The following is a 16,566-nucleotide window of genomic DNA, read 5'->3' as shown; positions in this document are numbered from 1 at the left end:
GCTACGCAACGTCGGGGGCTGAGGGGCGTGCGCCATGGGCATTGGAAGCGATCTGGCGGATGCCAGGCGGTCGATGGGGATGACCGTTGGGCAGTTGAGCGCGCGGACACGCATCCGCGAGGTGCTCATCCAGGCGATCGAGAGGAACGACTTCTCCCAGTGCGGAGGTGACTTCTACGCACGGGGCCATATAAGAAACATCGCCAAGGTCGTCGGGCTCGATCCGGAGACGCTGGTGCACCGCTACGACGAGCAACACGGGGGCGTCCCGCTGCCGGTGCGGGCGTCCAGCGTCTTCCAGGCCGACATGCCACTGAAGATCCGTGAGCGCCGCTCGCCCAACTGGACGACGGCCATGGCGGTGGCGCTGGGCATCGTGGTCATCTTCGGAGTGGTACGCACCATGGGCGGGGGCGACACGCCCATAGCGGACGTCCATCCCGCACCGGTGCCCGCCGCGCTGCCGCCGCCGGTCGGCGGCGTTCCCGGCTCACCGGGCCGGGCGGCGTCCCTGGCCGAGAAGAAGCGCAAGGACATGGTCGTCCTCCAGGTCAGGGCGGAGCGCACCTCCTGGCTGGACGTGGAGGACGCGGGTGGCAAGAGGCTCTTCTCCGGAACGCTCAAGGAGGGCAAGACCTCGACCTGGAAGGCGAAGGACAGGATGAGGGTCACCTTCGGCGACGGAGGGGCGTTCACGCTGAAGGTGAACGGCAAGAGCCTGGGTGCCCCGGGGAGTCCGGGGCAGATCGTCAACCGCTCCTACGAGGCCCCTGCCGCAAAGGAGCGCTGACGCGGTGACCGGCAGTTCCGCCGGGGCCGCGGTGACGGCTCCGGCGAAGCTCGGGGATCACCCGGCCGGGTGAACGTCCCTGGTCGGCGCGGTGGGCCTCACCTTCCGGACTCCCGTCTTCGCGGCGGGATGTCCGGGGCGGACGGGGATGCGGCGGTGCTGGAGTGGGGGAGGTGCATCGGGTAGTGGCCAACTCCCGATACCGTAGTGTTCACCATGTCATCCCGCCGAACCGCATCGCTGATCACACTTGGTTGCGCACGCAACGAGGTCGACTCCGAAGAGCTCGCCGCTCGTCTTGAGGCTGCCGGCTGGCAGCTGGGCGACGACGATCCCGACGTCGTCGTCGTCAACACGTGTGGCTTCATCGACTCAGCGAAAAAGGACTCCATCGACACGCTGCTCGCCGCGGCCGACTCCGGGGCCAAGGTGGTCGCCGCGGGTTGCATGGCGGAGCGGTACGGTGACCAGCTCGCCGAGGCGCTGCCCGAGGCCGCGGCGGTCATCTCCTTCGACGACTACACCGAGATCGGCACCCGCCTCGACGACGTGCTGGCGGGCAGGCCGCTCGTCCCGCACAGCCCCCGTGATCGCAGGACCCTGCTGCCCATCTCGCCGGTGGATCGTGCCGCCGCCCCCAAGACCGCCATTCCCGGCCACGGCGAGCTGCCCGAGGGCCTGGCACCCGCCAGCGGTCCCCGGCCGCTCCGCAAGCGCCTGGGCGAAGGGCCGGTGGCCTCGCTGAAGCTGGCCTCCGGCTGCGACCGGCGCTGCACGTTCTGCGCCATCCCCGCCTTCCGCGGGGCGTACGTCTCGCGCCGCTCCGAGGAACTTCTCGGCGAGGCCGCCTGGCTGGCCGAGCAGGGCGTCAAGGAGCTGGTGCTGGTCAGCGAGAACTCCACCTCCTACGGCAAGGATCTGGGCGACCTGCGGGCGCTGGAGAAGCTGCTGCCCTCGCTCGCCGCGACCGAGGGCATCAAACGGGTGCGCGTCAGCTACCTGCAGCCCGCCGAGCTCCGTCCGGGACTGCTGGAGATCATCTCCTCGACGGAGGGGGTGGCCCCCTACTTCGACCTGTCCTTCCAGCACGCCAGCGGTCCCGTGCTCCGCCGGATGCGCCGCTTCGGTGACCCCGCGCGCTTCCTCGACCTCCTGGAGTCGATCCGCGTCCACGCTCCCGAGGCGGGTGTGCGCTCCAACTTCATCGTGGGCTTCCCCGGCGAGACCGAGGAGGAGTTCGGCGAGCTGGTGGGCTTCCTGGAGAAGGCCAGGCTCGACGTGATCGGTATCTTCGGCTACTCCGACGAGGAGGGCACCGAGGCGGCCTCGCTCCCGGGCAAGCTCGACCAGGAGATCGTCGACGCCAGGGTGTCCACGCTCACCGAGCTGGCCGAGGAGCTCATGGCCCAGCGGGCCGAGGAGCGGATCGGCACCGAGGTCGACGTCCTGATCGAGGAGGACCTGGGCGACGGCGGTTACGAGGGCCGAGCCGCCCACCAGGGGCCCGAGGTCGACGGCTCGGTGACGGTCCAGGGCATCGGACTGGTCCCCGGCCAGATCGTCCGGGCCGTCGTGGTCGACTCGGAGGGTGTCGACCTGATCGCCCGTATCAAGGCGGCCCCATGAACGCGCCACCGGGCCGGGAGAGCGTATGACCAACACGCCAGAGACCGGCACCGACTCGACAGCGGCACCCGCGCGCCCCAAGGTGAGCGCCTGGAACATCGCCAATGTCGTGACGGTGATACGACTGGCGATGGTTCCGTTCTTCGCGGCCTGCCTCTTCCTGCCGGGATCCGGCTGGAGGGTCACCGCGCTGGTGGTCTTCATGGTGGCCTCGCTCACCGACCTGCTCGACGGGGAGCTGGCCCGCCGCTACGGCCTGATCACCGATTTCGGGAAGATCGCCGATCCGATCGCCGACAAGGCCCTCATCGGTGCCGCACTGATCAGCCTGTCGGTGCTGGGGGAGCTGCCCTGGTGGGTCACCGTCGTGATCCTGGGCAGGGAACTGGGCGTCACCGCGCTGAGGTTCGCGGTCATCCGGCACGGTGTCATCCCGGCCAGTTACGGTGGGAAGGTGAAGACCGTCCTGCAGATCGCTGCGATCGTCTCCTACATCTGGCCGGGTGTGCCCGACCCGATCCGCTGGGTCGTCATGGGAGCGGCGGCCGTCGTCACCGTCGGGACCGGCCTTGACTACGTGATCCGGGCGATCAAGCTCAGGCAGGTCGCGAAGCGGGCGCGGGCCGTATGAGCCACCGCCTGCTCGCGACCACCACCGTCCTCTCCCTTCTCGTCCGCAGGGGCGAGACGGTGGCGGTGGCCGAGTCACTGACCGCCGGACTGATCGGGGCGGCCCTCACGGAGCCGCCGGGAGCCTCCGCGGCCTTCCTGGGAGGGGTCATCTCCTACTCCACCGAGCTCAAGCAGCGGTTGCTGCACGTCCCCGCGAACCTGCTCGACCGCGAGGGCGCCGTGCACCCGCAGGTCGCCGCCGCCATGGCGACCGGGGTGCGCCTCCTGGCCGGCTCCACCTACGGTCTGGCCGTCACCGGTGTGGCCGGTCCCGAACCACAGGATGGTAAACCGGTCGGTACGGTTCATCTCGCCGTTAGCGGTCCGGACGGACGGGTATGGCACCGGGATCCGCAACTCGCGGGGACTCGTGAGCAGATCCGGGAATCGACGGTGAATGAGGCCGTAGACCTTCTCCGAGGTGTGCTGGAGGCGAACGTGGGGGAACATTCCGGGTGATTACCGCGTTACGTCCCCAGCGAACATACTCACCATGGTCTGCCGCGGCGTCGGTGGATACAGGTACGGTGGAACTGTGAGTGAGGTAAAGGTCAAGCGATGATGACGGCGAGGAGTATGTACCAAGGGTCGCGTTCGAAGAACGGGCGGCACGAACCGATAGCGCGGAGTGTCGCGAAGGCATCCGCGCCGGGGAGGGAGCGACAGATGGTCCTGCTGCGTCAGCTGCTCGGTGACGTGCTGCGGCGGCTGAGGGTGCGGCAGAGTCGCACCCTGCGTGAGGTGTCCACACTGGCTCGGGTTTCTCTTGGCTACTTGTCCGAGGTGGAGCGTGGCCAGAAGGAGGCCTCTTCAGAGCTGCTCGCGTCGATTTGCGGTGCCCTGGGCGTGCCGCTTTCACAGGTTCTCCGTGAGGTCTCCGACCAGTTCGCGTTGGCCGAACTCCAGCACGCTCCGGTGCTGGCGGGCGATGTCCCCGAGCGGGAGCGTCTGCCGATTCCCGAGACCGTGCCCGATTCCGTCTTCCCTGAGGTCAACGACATGGTCGCCGCCTAGCCGGTCGGTTCTTCCGGCTGGCAGTGACGGCACCAGACGATCAGCCGTTCCTGCGGCTGTGCGCCCATCTCCCCGCGACTGATCCGATGCCCGCAGCGCAGGCAAGGCCGCCCGGCCCTGCCGTAGACCCAGGTGCCCCGTCCCGGACGAGGGTCGCCCGTCGTGGTCCTGTTCGGGCGCTCCTTGTTCGCGTCCATCAACCGTCGCGCGAGCGAAACGATCGCCTCCAGATCCTTTACCGCACCCACCGGTCGCCACGGCCACACCCCGGTGAGAAAAAGCGTCTCGGCACGATAGATGGTGCCGATTCCCGCCAGGTTGCGCTGATCGAGCAGCGCGACCCCGATGCTCGTCTCAGGCCGCCGCGCCAGCCGCCGTACGGCTTCGGCCTCGTCCCAGTCACCTCCGAGTAGGTCGGGTCCGAGATGCCCGACGAGTCGCCCCTCCTCCTCGGCGCGGACCAGGTCGACCATGCCCAGCCGGACCCCCACCGCCTGCCACTCCATGTTGGCCAGCACCAGGCGGACGACGTCACCTCGGGGCAGTCCCCGCCCCGAGGGCGAGATCTGCCAGCTCCCGTCCATCCTCAGGTGGGTGTGCACGGTCAGGCCACCTTCGACGCGGGTGAGCAGGTGCTTGCCGCGTGAGACGGTCTCCAGTACCGCACGCCCGGTGAGATCGGCCGCGGAGTGGCGCGGCACCCGGAAGTCCGAGCGGGTCAGCGTCCGCCCGTCGAGTGCCCGGCCGAGCCGCAGTGCGGCCTGGTGGACGACGTCACCCTCGGGCACGGCGCCCGCCGGGAGACAGGTGCCGGCCGCGGGTGGGCGGTGCCGGCACGATCACGGGGGACGTCGCGGGCGGCACGGTCAGTCCCAGGCCGCGGGGTCGGCGGATAGGCTGCGAACCCGCTCGGGGAGGGCACCGGTGGCCACGTTCTCAAGCGTGACCTCCTCCAGGATCGCCCGCTCACTGGCGCGCAGTGCGATCCAGACCTGCTGCAGCGACTCGGCGGGACCCCGGTAGCCGACGTGCTCGGGCCGCTCCCCCCTGACGTTGGCGAGCGGGCCGTCAACGGCACGGATCACATCGGCCAGGCTGATCTCGGTGGCCGGGCGGGCCAGCACGTAGCCCCCCTCGGGACCACGCTGGCCGCGGACCAGCCCGGCGCGGCGCATTTGGAGCAGGATGTTCTCAAGATACTTGGGAGGCATGTCCTGCTCTTTGGCCAGCTCCCCTACCGTGGTGGGGCCATCACCCGCGGCGGCGAGTTCGGCGGCGGCACGGAGGGCATAGTCGACACGAGCGGATAGGCGCATGTAACCGATTATCCCGCCTGCTATTGGTTACTTACGCGCGAGGGGCACTGAGACCTCGAACGACGCCCGTCGCCCTCGGTGAGGACGGGGCCGTACGGCGACGCGCCGGTGGGTTCCGGTGCGTGCACGACGTAGCGGTGGGGGGCCATCGCGGAGGTGCGGCCCGGCAGCAGGGCGAGGCAGGCCGCGTGGACCTCCTCGGCGGTTCCTGAGGTGACGTGGCAGGTCAGGAGCCCGTCCGGAGCGTGTGTCACGAGATGAGGTCTTCCCTGGACCGCCTCACCGACGAGCCGCTCCACCGCGCGGAGGCTCACCCAGCAGGAGTCGATGTAGATCCAGTCCTCATCACGCTCGATAGGTAAAATTCCCGATATATTCGTAATGTCGCAAGCTTGGACGTCCCCGTCCCCGGCCGCGATCAGGAGCCGGGCGAGCCCGGTCCCGAAGCTCTCCGCCTGCTCCCGGTTCATCACTCGCGGATCGATCCAGAGCGTCAGGTCCACCACCTCCGTCAGCCGGTTGGCCCAGAGCGCGAGGTGTGCGGGAAGCGAGGCCTCCGGCAGCCAGTCGCACTCGACCTCGGCGGCGGGTGCCGGTTCCGGCGAGGGGCCGGTGACACCGCTCATGTCGTTGAAGACGCAGTCACGGGCGAAGTTCACCCCCCGTTCGGCGTTGACCGCCTCGATCACCTCCCAGAGCGCTGTGGAGTCGAAACGGCTGTGCTGGTATCCGGAGAGGGAGGCGCCGCGGAAGCGGCGGACGGCCTCGTCGAAGGTGAGCACGTCCAGCTCCGCGGTGATCAGCGCGTCCTGGGCCAGCGGCCCGACGTAGTCGCGCAGCTCGGGCCGTATTCGGTTGCTCGCCAGCGACGCGATCACGCAGGTCCGCTGCGTGTTCCACAGGCCGATCAGGATGCCCAGCGCGGCGAGTGTGATCGCCGAGCGGCCGGCCCCGGTACGGCTCGCGATGGCTTCCAGAGCCTTGGCCGCCGGTGCCGAGCGGACCCGCAACCGGGGCCGGATCGCGTCGGCGTCGGCGGTCTCGTCGACCGTGAACATCGACTGCGGTGCCCGCCGCAGGCCGTTCTCCCAGTGCCGCAGCGCCGCCTTGGTCCGGCGCAGGGACGCCGGGGTGCCCTCGGCGGTCGCGAGGTCCAGCGGTTGCGTCGGGTACGGCGCCGGTACGGCGACTCCCCGGATCAGGCGCTCCCACTCCCTCATGAGGGTGGCCAGGCCGATGGCGTCGACCGAGGTGTGAGGCAGGACGAACACCACCAGGCGAGGGTCCCCGTCCTCGGTGATCACGGCGACCCTGATCGGAAGCTCGCCCTCCAGGTCGAATCGGGTGCCCTGCATCCGCAGGCCCACGTCCTCGGCGACCTCGTCCGCGAGGCCGGTCCCGGCGCCGTGCACCTCGACGGACAGCGAGCCGGAACCGGCCACGACCTGGACGCCGGAGTGGATGGTGGCCCGCAGTCCCTCGTGCCGGGAGAGTAGCCGCCCGAGCGCCTCGGCGACGGCGGGCAGGGACCTTCTCCCGGGGAGGCGCTTGGTGACGCGGAAGTTCATGTGCAGTGGTGGGTCGCGGAGCACGCAACGCGCCATGTTGGCTTGGCCCATGGTCACGGGCCCCTGCCGGGCCTGTGGCCCCGTGTAGTCGGCCGCGATCCTCAGGACGGTATCCATGTCGAGACCTGCCTCGTCACCGGTCGGCAAAGGGTTTACTGAAAAGAATCTTTACTGTTTTCGGGAGTGTTCCACGCGCCGTGTCGACGTCGCAAGCCCTTGATTTTCTGGATTCGCAGTGGTTCGCCACGCCTGGGCGACGGTGTGCGCACGGCGTACGAAAACCGGAGGGGTCCGTCCCGGAGCGCGGGACGGCGGCGTGGCGGGGACCCTCGCGGCACCTCCGCCGGGTCTCCACGGGGCTAAACTATCGGGAAGTCTTATTAATGAATAGAACCGTTATTCTTGCTTGAATGTAATTGCGACGGGGAAACGGCGAACAAGAGAGCATGCGTATGGAGCGACGTCCTGGCGTGCCCAGGCTATTGAGGGAGATCAACGACAGGGCCGCCCTGGAGTTGTTGCTCGCCTCCGGGCCGCTGACACGGGGGCAGATCGGGGAGCTCACAGGTCTTTCCAAGGTGACGGCCTCCCAGACGCTCGCCCGTCTGGAAGGCCGCGGCCTGGTGGAGGTGGCGGGGGAGCAGGCGGGGGGACGCGGGCCTAATGCCGCGCTTTATGGGATTATTTCCTCCTCGGCCTATGTTGCGGGCCTGGATGTCGGCCCGGAATTCGTCACGACCGCCATCGCGGATATCCATGGGGAGATCATCGCCGAAGCGCGGGTGGCGCCGAACGGGCATGAGGATCCGGTCGCCCTCGTGCACAGTGGGGTGGTCAAGGCCTGCCGGTCCGCCAAGGTCGCGCTCTCCAAGCTGCGCGCGGTCGTCATCGGCACCCCGGGCGTGGTCGACCCCCGCACCGGCGACGTGCGGTTCTCCTTCGACCTGCCGGGCTGGCACGAGGGCATCCACGAGGCGCTCGCCCGTGACCTGCGCCGCGACGTCAGGATAGAGAACGACGTGAACCTCGTCGCCATCGCCGAGCGCACCCTGGGTGCCGCCCGAGAGGTCGACGACTTCGTGCTCCTGTGGGTGGGCCGCGGCATCGGCCTCGGTGTCGTGCTCGGCGGGCGGCTGCACCGCGGCCGGTCCGGCAGCGCGGGTGAGATCGGCTACCTGCCGGTGCCCGGGGTGCCGCTGGCCGAGGACGTGCGGGCCGTGCCCGGCAGGCTGCCCTCGCTCGCCGGTGGTCTGCAGTCCCTGGTCAGCGCCGAGGCGGTCGCCGAACTCGCCGCGACGTACGGCTTCGAGGGGGAGAGCGCCGCCGAGTGTGTCGCGGCGGCGGTCGCGGCGGGGGAGCGGGGAGAACCCCTGATCAACGACATCGCCGGGCGGCTGGCGCTGGGCGTGGCGTCGGTGTGCGTCGTGCTCGACCCCGGACTCGTGGTGCTCGCCGGCGAGGTCAGCAGGGCCGGAGGTGACGCGCTCACCTTCAGGATCGAGGAGGCGGTGGCCAGGAGCTGCCCGGTCCGGCCGCAGGTGGTGGCCAGCGAGGTGACCGGCAACCCGGTGCTGCGCGGGGCCGTGATAGCGGCTCTGGAGCAGGCCCGGGAAGAGATCTTCGCCTCCTGATACGGGTTCTGTGGATCTCCGCCTGCGCCGCGGACCGGCCGGACGGATGGCCCGCGAGGCGGAGAAGGGGCCCATGACGGAGTCATGGGTGACGACAACGCCGCAGGGCATCCGTCCGGGAGAGCGCGGGAGGCGAGAAGATCCGTAAAGCACGGCTAGTGGCCGGCCAGGAGTTCGGCGGCGGCCCGGCCCGAGGCGGCGGTCGCGCCGTGGGTGGTGATGTGCGTGGCACCGGGGGTGGCCGGACCCGGCAGGCCCATCTCCACCACGATCGCGTCGGGGCGGTGTGACAGCAAGGCGCCCAGGCGGTCCGCGACCCAGGCGTGCCGGTGGGCGTCGCGGACCACGATCACCAGCGGGCGCCCGGCGGTGGGCGGCGGGAGCGCGTCCTCGGGGCCGAGCCGGAGAGCCGTCGTGCCCGGCAGCAGTGCGGCCAGCGGCGAGGCGACGCCCCACGGGGTGGCACGGTCGACGGCGATGTTCGTCTCGGAGACGAGTTCGATCACCTGTGGCGCCGAGGGCAGCGGGAGCCCGTCGCCGCGGACCCGCAGGGCCCGCCTGGCCGCGGCGAGACCGGCGGGTCCGCCTTCCGGGACCGCCGCCCCGGCCGTCCGGCGCCGTGCGGCGGACCAGGCGGCCAGGCTGCGGACCCGGGAGGCGGCCTCGGCCAGGCGCTCCTCGGGAAGGGTGCCGTCGGCCACCGCGGCCATGATGGCGTTGCGGATGAAGCCGACCACTCCGGGACCCTTGCGCTCGCCGCCCACGCAGATCGCGTCGGCCCCGGCGGCGAGGGCGCGGACCGCCGCCCCGGTCACGCCGTACCGCCCGGCGACCGAGGGCATCTCCACACCGTCCGTCACGATCAGCCCGTCGAAGCCGAGTTCCTCCCTGAGCAGCCCGACCAGGATGCGGTCGCTCATGGTGGCGGGAGAGTCGGGGTCGTAGGCGGGGACGAGCAGGTGGCCGGTCATCACGGCCCGCACCCCGGCCTCGATGACGGCCCGGTAGGGCGGGAGCGTGGTGGCCGCGAGTTCCTCGGCCGAGTAGGCGACGGTCGGCAGGTCGTCGTGCGAGTCGACGGCGGTGGCGCCGTGGCCGGGGAAGTGCTTGGCACAGCCGGCCACCCCGGCGGACTGGAGGCCGGTGACCCAGGCGCGGGCGTGCCGGGCGACCAGCCAGGGGTCGGTGCCGAACGCGCGGGTGCCGACGACGGGGTTGTCCAGGTCGGAGTTGACGTCGACCACGGGGGCGTAGTTGAGGTTGATGCCCGCGGCGGCCATGTCCAGCCCGACCTCCCGGGCGATGAGCTCGGTCAGCTCGGGGTCGTCCACCGCGCCGAGTGCGAGGTTGCCGGGGCGCGAACTGCCGGTGAGCGCCTCCAGCCGGGTGACGTCACCCGCCTCCTCGTCGGTGGCGATCACCACGTCGGGGTTCTCCGCGCGCAGAGCGGCGGTCAGCGTTCTGACCTGCTCGCCGTCCACGAGGTTCCGGGAGTAGAGCGCGACCCCGCCGAGCCCTCCGGCGAGCCGCCTGCGTAGCCAGTCCGGCGCCTCCACGCCCACGAATCCGGGTTGCAGCACGGTGTCGGCCAGCTCGGCCAGCTCGGGGCTGGCGCCATTCGGCCCGCCCGTCCGGCCGCCACGAACGATCATCAACGCCTCCGGCTCGGTTCGTCACACGTCGCTTGTCTCAGGCGTACCACATGTGTAGCATTCGAGATGTATAAATAAACAAGAAACTTTCCTAATAATTCTCTGCCGGGCGTGACCCGCGCCCCGGCGCCCACCCGAGCGGAGGTCACCTGCGAGGGAGCAGGACAGGATGGCGTACACGCCCTTCGAGCTACGGGGAATCCCGCTGGCGCTGCACCTGAACGGCCCCGTCGACGCTCCGGCGCTGCTGGGCGCGTGCGCCGCCGTAGCCGGCAGGCACCCGGTGCTCGGCCGGGTCAGGGTCACCCGTACGGAGTCGGCCCCCGAGGGTTACCCCGGGATCGCGGCGGCCGAGGCCACTCGCCCGTTCGACCTGAAGCGCGGCCCGTTCGCCCGGTTCACGCTCGTCAGGGTGGGGCCCGAGCGCCTCCGGCTGCTCTTCACCGCGCACGCGCGGGTGTTCGACGCAGGCTCCAAGGACCTTCTGGTCCGTGACCTGGCCGACGCCTACTTCTCGCGTGCGCCCCTCCCGCCGCCGGATGGTACGCCGTCCGCGACATGGGCCCCGGCACCGCCCGAGGGTGCCGAGGAGTTCTGGAGGGAGCGCGAGCGCGAGCCCGTCGAACCGGTCCTGCCCGGCCTGCGCGCCGTCCCGCACGGCGCCGGCCCCGGTGAGATCGTCGAGATGGTGCTCGGCGCCGCAGAGTCCGGCGCCCTCACCGAGGCCGCCGCGATTCTTGGCGCGACCAGGTTCGAGTTGCTCCTGGCGGCGGTGGGCGTGCTGCTGCGGAGCTACGGCACCGTCGCCTCGCCGCTCGCCCTCGACCTCGGGACCCGCACCTGCCGGACGCGCGAGCGCATCGGGCCGTTCGTCGCGCGGGTGCCGTTCACCCCGCACCCCGGCCCTGACGAGGAGTTCCCCGCCTACCTGCGTACGGTCCGGGCCGAACTCCACGCGATGTACCGGTTCCGGTACGCGCCGCCGGAGCCGCCCGTCGCACCGGTGCTGTTCAGCTACCGCAGAAGGGCGGCCGTCCCGGAGTTCCCCGGTGTCGGGGCGGGGGTGGAGTGGACCGTCTTCAACGGGGTGGCCCACGGCGCGCTGCACGTCCAGGCCGTGGACGCGGAGCGGAGTCTCACCCTCGGCCTCCGGTTCAACCCCGCCGTGATCGGTCACGACGACGTGTCCCAGATCGCGGGTCACCTGCGCGCGCTGCTGCGGGCCCTCGCCACGGAACCCGGCGCGAAGGTCTCGGAACTGCTGGAGCCGGTCTGACCCCGAGCCTGCCCAGGCTCGGGGCGGGGGGGACGGCGCTCAGACGCCGAGGAGTTCGGCGGCGGCCTGCGCGTTGGCGCGGGCGGCACCGTAGGTGGCCACGTAGGTCACGCCCTCGGGGCGCCAGATCGGCAGGCCCATCTCGACCACCGTGGTGTCGGGGCGGGCGGCCAGCAGCGCGGAGATCACCGACTTGCTGGCCTCGTAGCGATGGGCGTCCTTGACGACGACGATCAGGGAGCGGCCCGAGGCGCGTTCCAGGATGCCCGGCACGTCGGCGGCCTCCGGCTTGACCCGCAGCACCTCCGCCCGCGGCAGCAGCGGCGTGAAACCCCACGGCACGTCGCCGACCGCGATGGTCGGCGGGGTGTCCACCTCCACCACCAGCGGGTCGACCGGGGGAGGCGCCGAGCCGGTGAGGCTGACCGCGCGGCGGGCGGCGGTGAGGCCGATCACGTCCCGCTCGGCCTCACCCGTGCGGGGCGTGCCGAACCAGGCGCGCAGGGCGGACACCCGCTCGGCGGCCTCCTCCAGGCGGGACGCGGGCAGCCGCCCGTCCAGTACGGCGTCGACGATCTCGTCCAGGATCAGGCGGACGTCGTCCTCGGTGGGGATCGGGCCGAGGCAGAGCAGATCGGCTCCGGCGGCGAGGGAGAGCACCGAGCCGCCTGCCAGGCCGTAGGTGTCGGTGACGGCCCGCATGTCGAGGGCGTCGGTGACGATCACACCGTCGTAGCCCAGCTCGCCGCGGAGCAGGCCGGTCAGGGCGGCGGGGGAGAGCGTCGCGGGGAACCCGCCGGTGACGGCGGGGACACGCACGTGCGCGGTCATGATGGATCTGGTTCCGGCCTCGATCGCGGCGCGGAAGGGCACGAGTTCGCGCTCGCGCAGCAGTTCGGCGGAGGCGTCGACGAGCGGGACCTCCAGATGGGAGTCCTGCCGGGTCGCGCCGTGGCCGGGGAAGTGCTTGACACAGGCGGCCACGCCCGCCGACTGCAGGCCGTGTACGGCGGCGACGGTGTGCCGGGCGACGAGCGCGGCCTGGGCCCCGAACGAGCGGGTGCCGATCACCGGGTTGTCCTCGGCGGTGTTGACGTCCGCGGACGGGGCCATGTCCAGGTTGACGCCGCACCGGGCCAGGTCGTCGCCGATGGACCGGTAGACCCGCCGGGTGAGCTCGACGTCGTCCACGGCGCCGAGGGCGGCGTTGCCGGGATACGGGCTGCCGACGTGGTAGGCGAGCCTGGTGACGTCTCCCCCCTCCTCGTCCAGCGAGATGACCGGGTCGCTTGTCTCACGCAGCCGGGAGGTGAGGGCGGACAGCTGCGCGGCGTCGGCGACGTTGAAGCCGAAGAGCGTGACGCCGCCGAGACCGTTCTCCAGCTCCCGCAGGACCCACTCGGGTGCCTCGGTGCCCTGGAACGCGGCGAGCAGAGTGCCGGCCGCGAGACGACGCAGCCCCTGATCGCCGCGATCCGCGATGAGCTCAGACATGGCGGTAGGTGTTCCTTACCTGAGATGTAGGGGAGCGGACATGGAACAGGCAGGGCTGGTACGGCTCGCGCCTTGTGGGTGCGAGCCGTACCAGCACCGATGGGGGATCAGCCCTTGACGGCGCCCGCGACGAGTCCGGAGACCATCCGCCGCTGCACCAGGAGAAAGAAGACGATGACCGGGATGGTCATCAGGGTGGAGGCGGCCATGATGCCGCCCCAGTCCACCGACCGCTGGCTGACGAAGTAGCGCAGCGCCACCGGCATGGTGTAGCTGCCCTGGTCGCCGATGAGCGTCAGCGCGAACACGAACTCGTTCCACGCGGTGATGAACGAGAAGATGCTCGTCGCGACGAGGCCGGGGGCCACCAGCGGGAACAGCACCCGCCAGAAAGTGGCGAACCGGCTCGCGCCGTCGATCCAGGCCGCCTCCTCCAGTTCCTTGGGAACCGCCGCGACGAAGGTGCGCAGCATCCAGATGGCGAACGGCAGCGTCATCGCGACGTTCACCACGATGAGGCCGAGGAGCTGGTCGTACAGCCCGGCCCGCCTGACCATCATGAACAGCGGGATGAGCAGTGCCTCGCCGGGGACCATCTGCACGATGAGCAGCAGGATCAGGAACGAGGTGCGCCCGCGGAAGCGGAAGCGGGCCACCGCGGTCGCCGCCAGCAGCGAGAAGACAGCGCCGATGAGCACGGTGCCGAGGGCCACGATGGAACTGTTGAGCAGGTAACGCCAGATGGAGTGGCCGGCGACGCCCTCGGTGAAGACCCGCCGCACGTGTTCGAGGGTGGGATCGGTGGGGAAGGGGATGAAGTCCGTCGTGAAGATCTGCTCGCTGCTCTTGAAGGCGGTGCTCACCATCCAGTAGACGGGGAAGACCGCGAACAGGAACACCAGGACGGCCGCGGTGTTCAGGCCGATGTTGCCGAGTCGCTTACGCCGCTGGAGATCTCCCCGCGGCCCGCGCCTGCCGTACGTCGTCATCGCACGTCCTCCGTCTTCACGATCTGGCGGACGTAGAAGAAGGTGATGAAGAGCAGGATCAGCGTCAGCACCACCGCGATGGCCGCGCCCATGCCCATCTTGGGCGGTGCGCTGAAGGCCTGGGTGAAGGCGAACAGCGACAGGTTGAACGCCTCCCGGTTGGAGGTGCCGCCGGCCAGCACGAACAGCTGGGTGAAGACCTTGAAGTCCCAGATCACCGAGAGCACGGTGAGCACCGCGAAGACCGGCTTCAGCAGCGGGAAGGTGATCTTCCAGAAGATCCGCCACGCGGAGGCGCCGTCCACCCTGGCCGCCTCGTACAGCTCCTTGGAGATGCTCTTCAGCCCGGCCAGCACCGAGACCGCGATGAACGGGAACGACGCCCAGACCACCGCGATGATCAGCACGATGTAGATGGTGAACGCGTCGTTCAGCCACGGCTCGCCGGTCCAGTCCGAGCGGCCGAACAGCAGGGAGGAGAACCAGTCGGGCAGCGCGTTGAGCGCCCAGTTGATGACGCCGGACTCCGCGTCGAACAGCCAGCGCCAGATGATCGCGGTGGCGATCTGCGGGGTGGCCCAGGCGGCCATGATGCCGACGATCAGGAAGGTCGACATCTTCTTGCCCAGCTTGTGCAGGAGCAGGCCGACCAGCGTGCCGAGCAGCAGGGTGAGCGCCACCGTGACGACGGCGAAGACCACCGTGTTGCGCAGCGAGGTCCAGAACAGCTCGGACTCGACGAGCTTCTGGTAGTTCTCCAGGCCGACGGACTCGGCCGGCACCCCCCGGATCTGCCGCAGTCCCACGTTCTGGAAGGACATGACGACCATCTGGAAGAGCGGGTAGAGCAGCAGGCCCGCGATGACGATCAGGCCGGGGACGAGCAGCGCGTAGGGGACCACCCGGACGGGCAGCCCGCTGGACCTGCGCGGGGGCGTGGCGCCTCGGTGCCCCCGCGCCGGGACGGAGGGGGAGCCCCCGTCCCGGGCGATGGTTGAGGTGTTCGCCATGACTACTGGTTCAGGATCTCTTCGAGTTCCTTGTTGGCGTCGGCCAGCGCGGTGTCGACGTCCTTCTTACCCTCGATGACCGAGCGGGCCGCGCTCTGCAGGACCGCCTTGGTGTCGTTGGCCTCGGCCCAGTTGGTGTCGTTCGGGAAGCCCTTGGCGACCTTGAAGGTCTCGGCGAACGGCGCCTGCACCGGGTCGGACGCGTACTCGGTCAGGGCCTCCGGGTAGAGCGGAAGCAGGCCGCCCTCCTTGGCGTAGCGGGTGCCGAACTCCTTGCCGGCGGCCAGCTTGACGTACTCGGCGGACAGTTCGAGGTTCTTGGTGTCCTTCCAGATGGCGATGTCGTTGCCGCCCTGGAAGGCCGGGGCCGGGCCGCTGCCGTCCTTGGCCGGGAGCGAGAAGAAGGACATCTTCGAGTCGTCGACCTTGCCGCCGCTCTGCTCCTTGATCGTGGTGATGTCCCAGCCGCCGGTCACGTACATGCCGACCTTGCTGTTGGCGAAGCGGGTCGCGATGTCCACCGAGTTCTGGGTGAGCGCGGACTTGCGCGAGACGCCGTGCTTGGTCACCAGGTCGGTGTAGTACTGGAAGCCCTCCTTGAACCCGGGCTCGGTCAGCTTGCCGACCCACTTGCCGCCCTCGAACGCGGCGAAGTCGCCGCCGGCCGACCAGACGAACGGGGAGAGCGACATGTTGGCGTCGGAGCCGCCGTTGAAGGCGAAGCCGTCGACGTCCTTGCCCTTCTTGGCGACGATCTTCTTGCCCGCCTCGACGAGCTCCTCCCAGGTCTTGGGCACCTCGATCTTCAGGTCCTCGAACCAGTCCTTGCGGTAGAGGACGGCGCGGGTGCCGCCACCCCACGGGGCGGCGTAGATCTTGCCGTCCACCGTCTCGTAGCCCCACAGGTTCTGCGGGATCTGCTGGAAGTCGGGGGCGGCCTTGACGATCTCGGTGATGTCGGTCAGCGCGTCCTGCGCCACCCAGGCGGCGACCTGGTCGTTGCCGAACTCGGTGACGTCGGGGCCCTCGCCACCGGCGAGCGCGGCGGTCCACTTGGCCTGCGCGTCGGGCCACGGCACCCACTGGAGCTTGACCTCGGCGCCGGTGGTCTCCTTGAACTTGGCGTTCAGGTCGCCCATGAGCTTGTTCTGCTTCTCGTCCGGAGCGCCGAGGCGCCAGACGGTCAGGGTCTGACCTGCGAACTTGGGTCCGGACGCGGCGGGTGCCGACGCGTCGGAGCCGGCGGCCGGGGTGGCGGGCTCACTGCTGCCACACGCGGCGAGACCCAGGGCGAGGGCGGCCGTGGTGGCCGTCGTGGTGGCGATTCTCGCGAACTTCACTGGAGTTCTCCCTTTCAGGCTTTCGCCGGAGTTTGCGCTCATCTGTTATGGCCGGGGTCCCCGCGACCCGTTGCACTCACTGGGAGCTGTCGGAACTGTCACAACCCGCGGTCCCGATCACTTGCCTGCGGGCTGGCTAGGGATAAACTAACAAGAAACTTTCTTAAAAGAAACGATCGTTAGCGGAT

15 protein-coding genes are annotated in these 16,566 nt (G+C 70.1%); 7 read left to right on the top strand and 8 right to left on the bottom strand.

Annotation, left to right across the window (positions count from 1 at the left end):
* Window positions 1-34: 34 nt before the first annotated feature.
* The 5 genes from IG98_RS0101025 to IG98_RS0101005 all read left to right on the top strand — a co-directional run bounded on the left by IG98_RS0101025 (window position 35) and on the right by IG98_RS0101005 (window position 4,102).
* Window positions 35-790: a helix-turn-helix domain-containing protein gene (locus tag IG98_RS0101025; RefSeq protein ID WP_030904166.1), complete on the top strand. Its 756-nt coding sequence runs from the start codon at window positions 35-37 to the stop codon at window positions 788-790.
* 216 nt (window positions 791-1,006) lie between these two features.
* Window positions 1,007-2,416, top strand: coding sequence for a 30S ribosomal protein S12 methylthiotransferase RimO (rimO, locus tag IG98_RS0101020; RefSeq protein ID WP_030904164.1), 1,410 nt, complete (start codon window positions 1,007-1,009; stop codon window positions 2,414-2,416).
* A gap of 25 nt (window positions 2,417-2,441) precedes the next feature.
* On the top strand, window positions 2,442-3,047 hold the full coding sequence (gene pgsA, locus IG98_RS0101015; protein WP_030904162.1) for a CDP-diacylglycerol--glycerol-3-phosphate 3-phosphatidyltransferase: 606 nt from the start codon (window positions 2,442-2,444) through the stop codon (window positions 3,045-3,047).
* On the top strand, window positions 3,044-3,547 hold the full coding sequence (locus IG98_RS0101010) for a CinA family protein (RefSeq protein WP_030904160.1): 504 nt from the start codon (window positions 3,044-3,046) through the stop codon (window positions 3,545-3,547). The genes pgsA and IG98_RS0101010 overlap by 4 nt, the downstream gene beginning before the upstream one ends.
* Window positions 3,548-3,754: 207 nt before the next feature.
* Window positions 3,755-4,102, top strand: coding sequence for a helix-turn-helix domain-containing protein (locus IG98_RS0101005; RefSeq protein WP_030904158.1), 348 nt, complete (start codon window positions 3,755-3,757; stop codon window positions 4,100-4,102).
* Here the strand turns inward: IG98_RS0101005 and IG98_RS0101000 are convergent.
* The 3 genes from IG98_RS0101000 to IG98_RS0100990 form a co-directional block, all read right to left on the bottom strand.
* Window positions 4,099-4,890 (bottom strand): Fpg/Nei family DNA glycosylase, encoded by a 792-nt coding sequence (locus IG98_RS0101000; protein WP_030904156.1) that lies wholly within the window; start codon window positions 4,888-4,890, stop codon window positions 4,099-4,101. The genes IG98_RS0101005 and IG98_RS0101000 overlap by 4 nt on opposite strands.
* A gap of 78 nt (window positions 4,891-4,968) precedes the next feature.
* On the bottom strand, window positions 4,969-5,418 hold the full coding sequence (locus IG98_RS0100995; RefSeq protein ID WP_030904154.1) for an RrF2 family transcriptional regulator: 450 nt from the start codon (window positions 5,416-5,418) through the stop codon (window positions 4,969-4,971).
* Window positions 5,419-5,438: 20 nt separating this feature from the next.
* Window positions 5,439-7,103, bottom strand: a complete 1,665-nt coding sequence (locus IG98_RS0100990; RefSeq protein ID WP_157594095.1) for a condensation domain-containing protein — start codon at window positions 7,101-7,103, stop codon at window positions 5,439-5,441.
* A gap of 335 nt (window positions 7,104-7,438) precedes the next feature.
* Between IG98_RS0100990 and IG98_RS0100985 the strand changes: the two genes are divergently transcribed.
* Window positions 7,439-8,617, top strand: coding sequence for an ROK family transcriptional regulator (locus IG98_RS0100985; protein WP_030904150.1), 1,179 nt, complete (start codon window positions 7,439-7,441; stop codon window positions 8,615-8,617).
* A 155-nt stretch (window positions 8,618-8,772) separates the two neighbouring features.
* Here the strand turns inward: IG98_RS0100985 and IG98_RS0100980 are convergent, their stop codons facing one another.
* Window positions 8,773-10,269 carry a glycoside hydrolase family 3 protein gene (locus IG98_RS0100980; protein WP_030904148.1) on the bottom strand — a complete coding sequence of 499 codons (1,497 nt, stop codon included), beginning with the start codon at window positions 10,267-10,269 and terminating at the stop codon, window positions 8,773-8,775.
* Between the two features lie 169 nt (window positions 10,270-10,438).
* Here IG98_RS0100980 and IG98_RS0100975 point away from each other — a divergent pair, with 169 nt between their 5' ends.
* Entirely contained in the window at window positions 10,439-11,545 is a 1,107-nt protein-coding gene (locus IG98_RS0100975) for a condensation domain-containing protein (protein ID WP_030904146.1), read from the top strand.
* A 39-nt stretch (window positions 11,546-11,584) separates the two neighbouring features.
* Here the strand turns inward: IG98_RS0100975 and IG98_RS0100970 are convergent, their stop codons facing one another.
* From IG98_RS0100970 to IG98_RS0100955, 4 genes are all read right to left on the bottom strand, one after another.
* Entirely contained in the window at window positions 11,585-13,039 is a 1,455-nt protein-coding gene (locus IG98_RS0100970; RefSeq protein WP_051751317.1) for a glycoside hydrolase family 3 protein, read from the bottom strand.
* 107 nt (window positions 13,040-13,146) lie between these two features.
* Complete coding sequence (locus IG98_RS0100965) at window positions 13,147-14,028, bottom strand: carbohydrate ABC transporter permease (protein WP_084195057.1); 882 nt, start codon at window positions 14,026-14,028, stop codon at window positions 13,147-13,149.
* Entirely contained in the window at window positions 14,025-15,038 is a 1,014-nt protein-coding gene (locus tag IG98_RS0100960) for a carbohydrate ABC transporter permease (RefSeq protein ID WP_030904140.1), read from the bottom strand. The genes IG98_RS0100965 and IG98_RS0100960 overlap by 4 nt, the downstream gene beginning before the upstream one ends.
* Before the next feature lie 2 nt (window positions 15,039-15,040).
* Entirely contained in the window at window positions 15,041-16,378 is a 1,338-nt protein-coding gene (locus IG98_RS0100955) for an extracellular solute-binding protein (protein WP_030904138.1), read from the bottom strand.
* Window positions 16,379-16,566 lie beyond the last annotated feature (188 nt).

Origin of the sequence: Streptosporangium amethystogenes (assembly GCF_000721075.1) — a bacterium.
Classification (GTDB): Bacteria; Actinomycetota; Actinomycetes; order Streptosporangiales; family Streptosporangiaceae; genus Streptosporangium; species Streptosporangium amethystogenes.
Note: the sequence above shows the minus strand (reverse complement) of the source record. Positions and strands in the feature narration are given on the sequence as shown.

Excerpts from the sequence above, each read along its gene's own strand:
- IG98_RS0101025 (WP_030904166.1), top strand. The coding sequence starts at position 35 with ATGGGCATTGGAAGCGATCTGGCGGATGCCAGGCGGTCGATGGGGATG.
- rimO (WP_030904164.1), top strand. The coding sequence starts at position 1,007 with ATGTCATCCCGCCGAACCGCATCGCTGATCACACTTGGTTGCGCACGC.
- pgsA (WP_030904162.1), top strand. The coding sequence starts at position 2,442 with ATGACCAACACGCCAGAGACCGGCACCGACTCGACAGCGGCACCCGCG.
- IG98_RS0101010 (WP_030904160.1), top strand. The coding sequence starts at position 3,044 with ATGAGCCACCGCCTGCTCGCGACCACCACCGTCCTCTCCCTTCTCGTC.
- IG98_RS0101005 (WP_030904158.1), top strand. The coding sequence starts at position 3,755 with ATGGTCCTGCTGCGTCAGCTGCTCGGTGACGTGCTGCGGCGGCTGAGG.
- IG98_RS0100995 (WP_030904154.1), bottom strand. The coding sequence starts at position 5,418 with ATGCGCCTATCCGCTCGTGTCGACTATGCCCTCCGTGCCGCCGCCGAA.
- IG98_RS0100990 (WP_157594095.1), bottom strand. The coding sequence starts at position 7,103 with ATGGATACCGTCCTGAGGATCGCGGCCGACTACACGGGGCCACAGGCC.
- IG98_RS0100985 (WP_030904150.1), top strand. The coding sequence starts at position 7,439 with ATGGAGCGACGTCCTGGCGTGCCCAGGCTATTGAGGGAGATCAACGAC.
- IG98_RS0100980 (WP_030904148.1), bottom strand. The coding sequence starts at position 10,269 with ATGATCGTTCGTGGCGGCCGGACGGGCGGGCCGAATGGCGCCAGCCCC.
- IG98_RS0100975 (WP_030904146.1), top strand. The coding sequence starts at position 10,439 with ATGGCGTACACGCCCTTCGAGCTACGGGGAATCCCGCTGGCGCTGCAC.
- IG98_RS0100970 (WP_051751317.1), bottom strand. The coding sequence starts at position 13,039 with ATGTCTGAGCTCATCGCGGATCGCGGCGATCAGGGGCTGCGTCGTCTC.
- IG98_RS0100965 (WP_084195057.1), bottom strand. The coding sequence starts at position 14,028 with ATGACGACGTACGGCAGGCGCGGGCCGCGGGGAGATCTCCAGCGGCGT.
- IG98_RS0100960 (WP_030904140.1), bottom strand. The coding sequence starts at position 15,038 with ATGGCGAACACCTCAACCATCGCCCGGGACGGGGGCTCCCCCTCCGTC.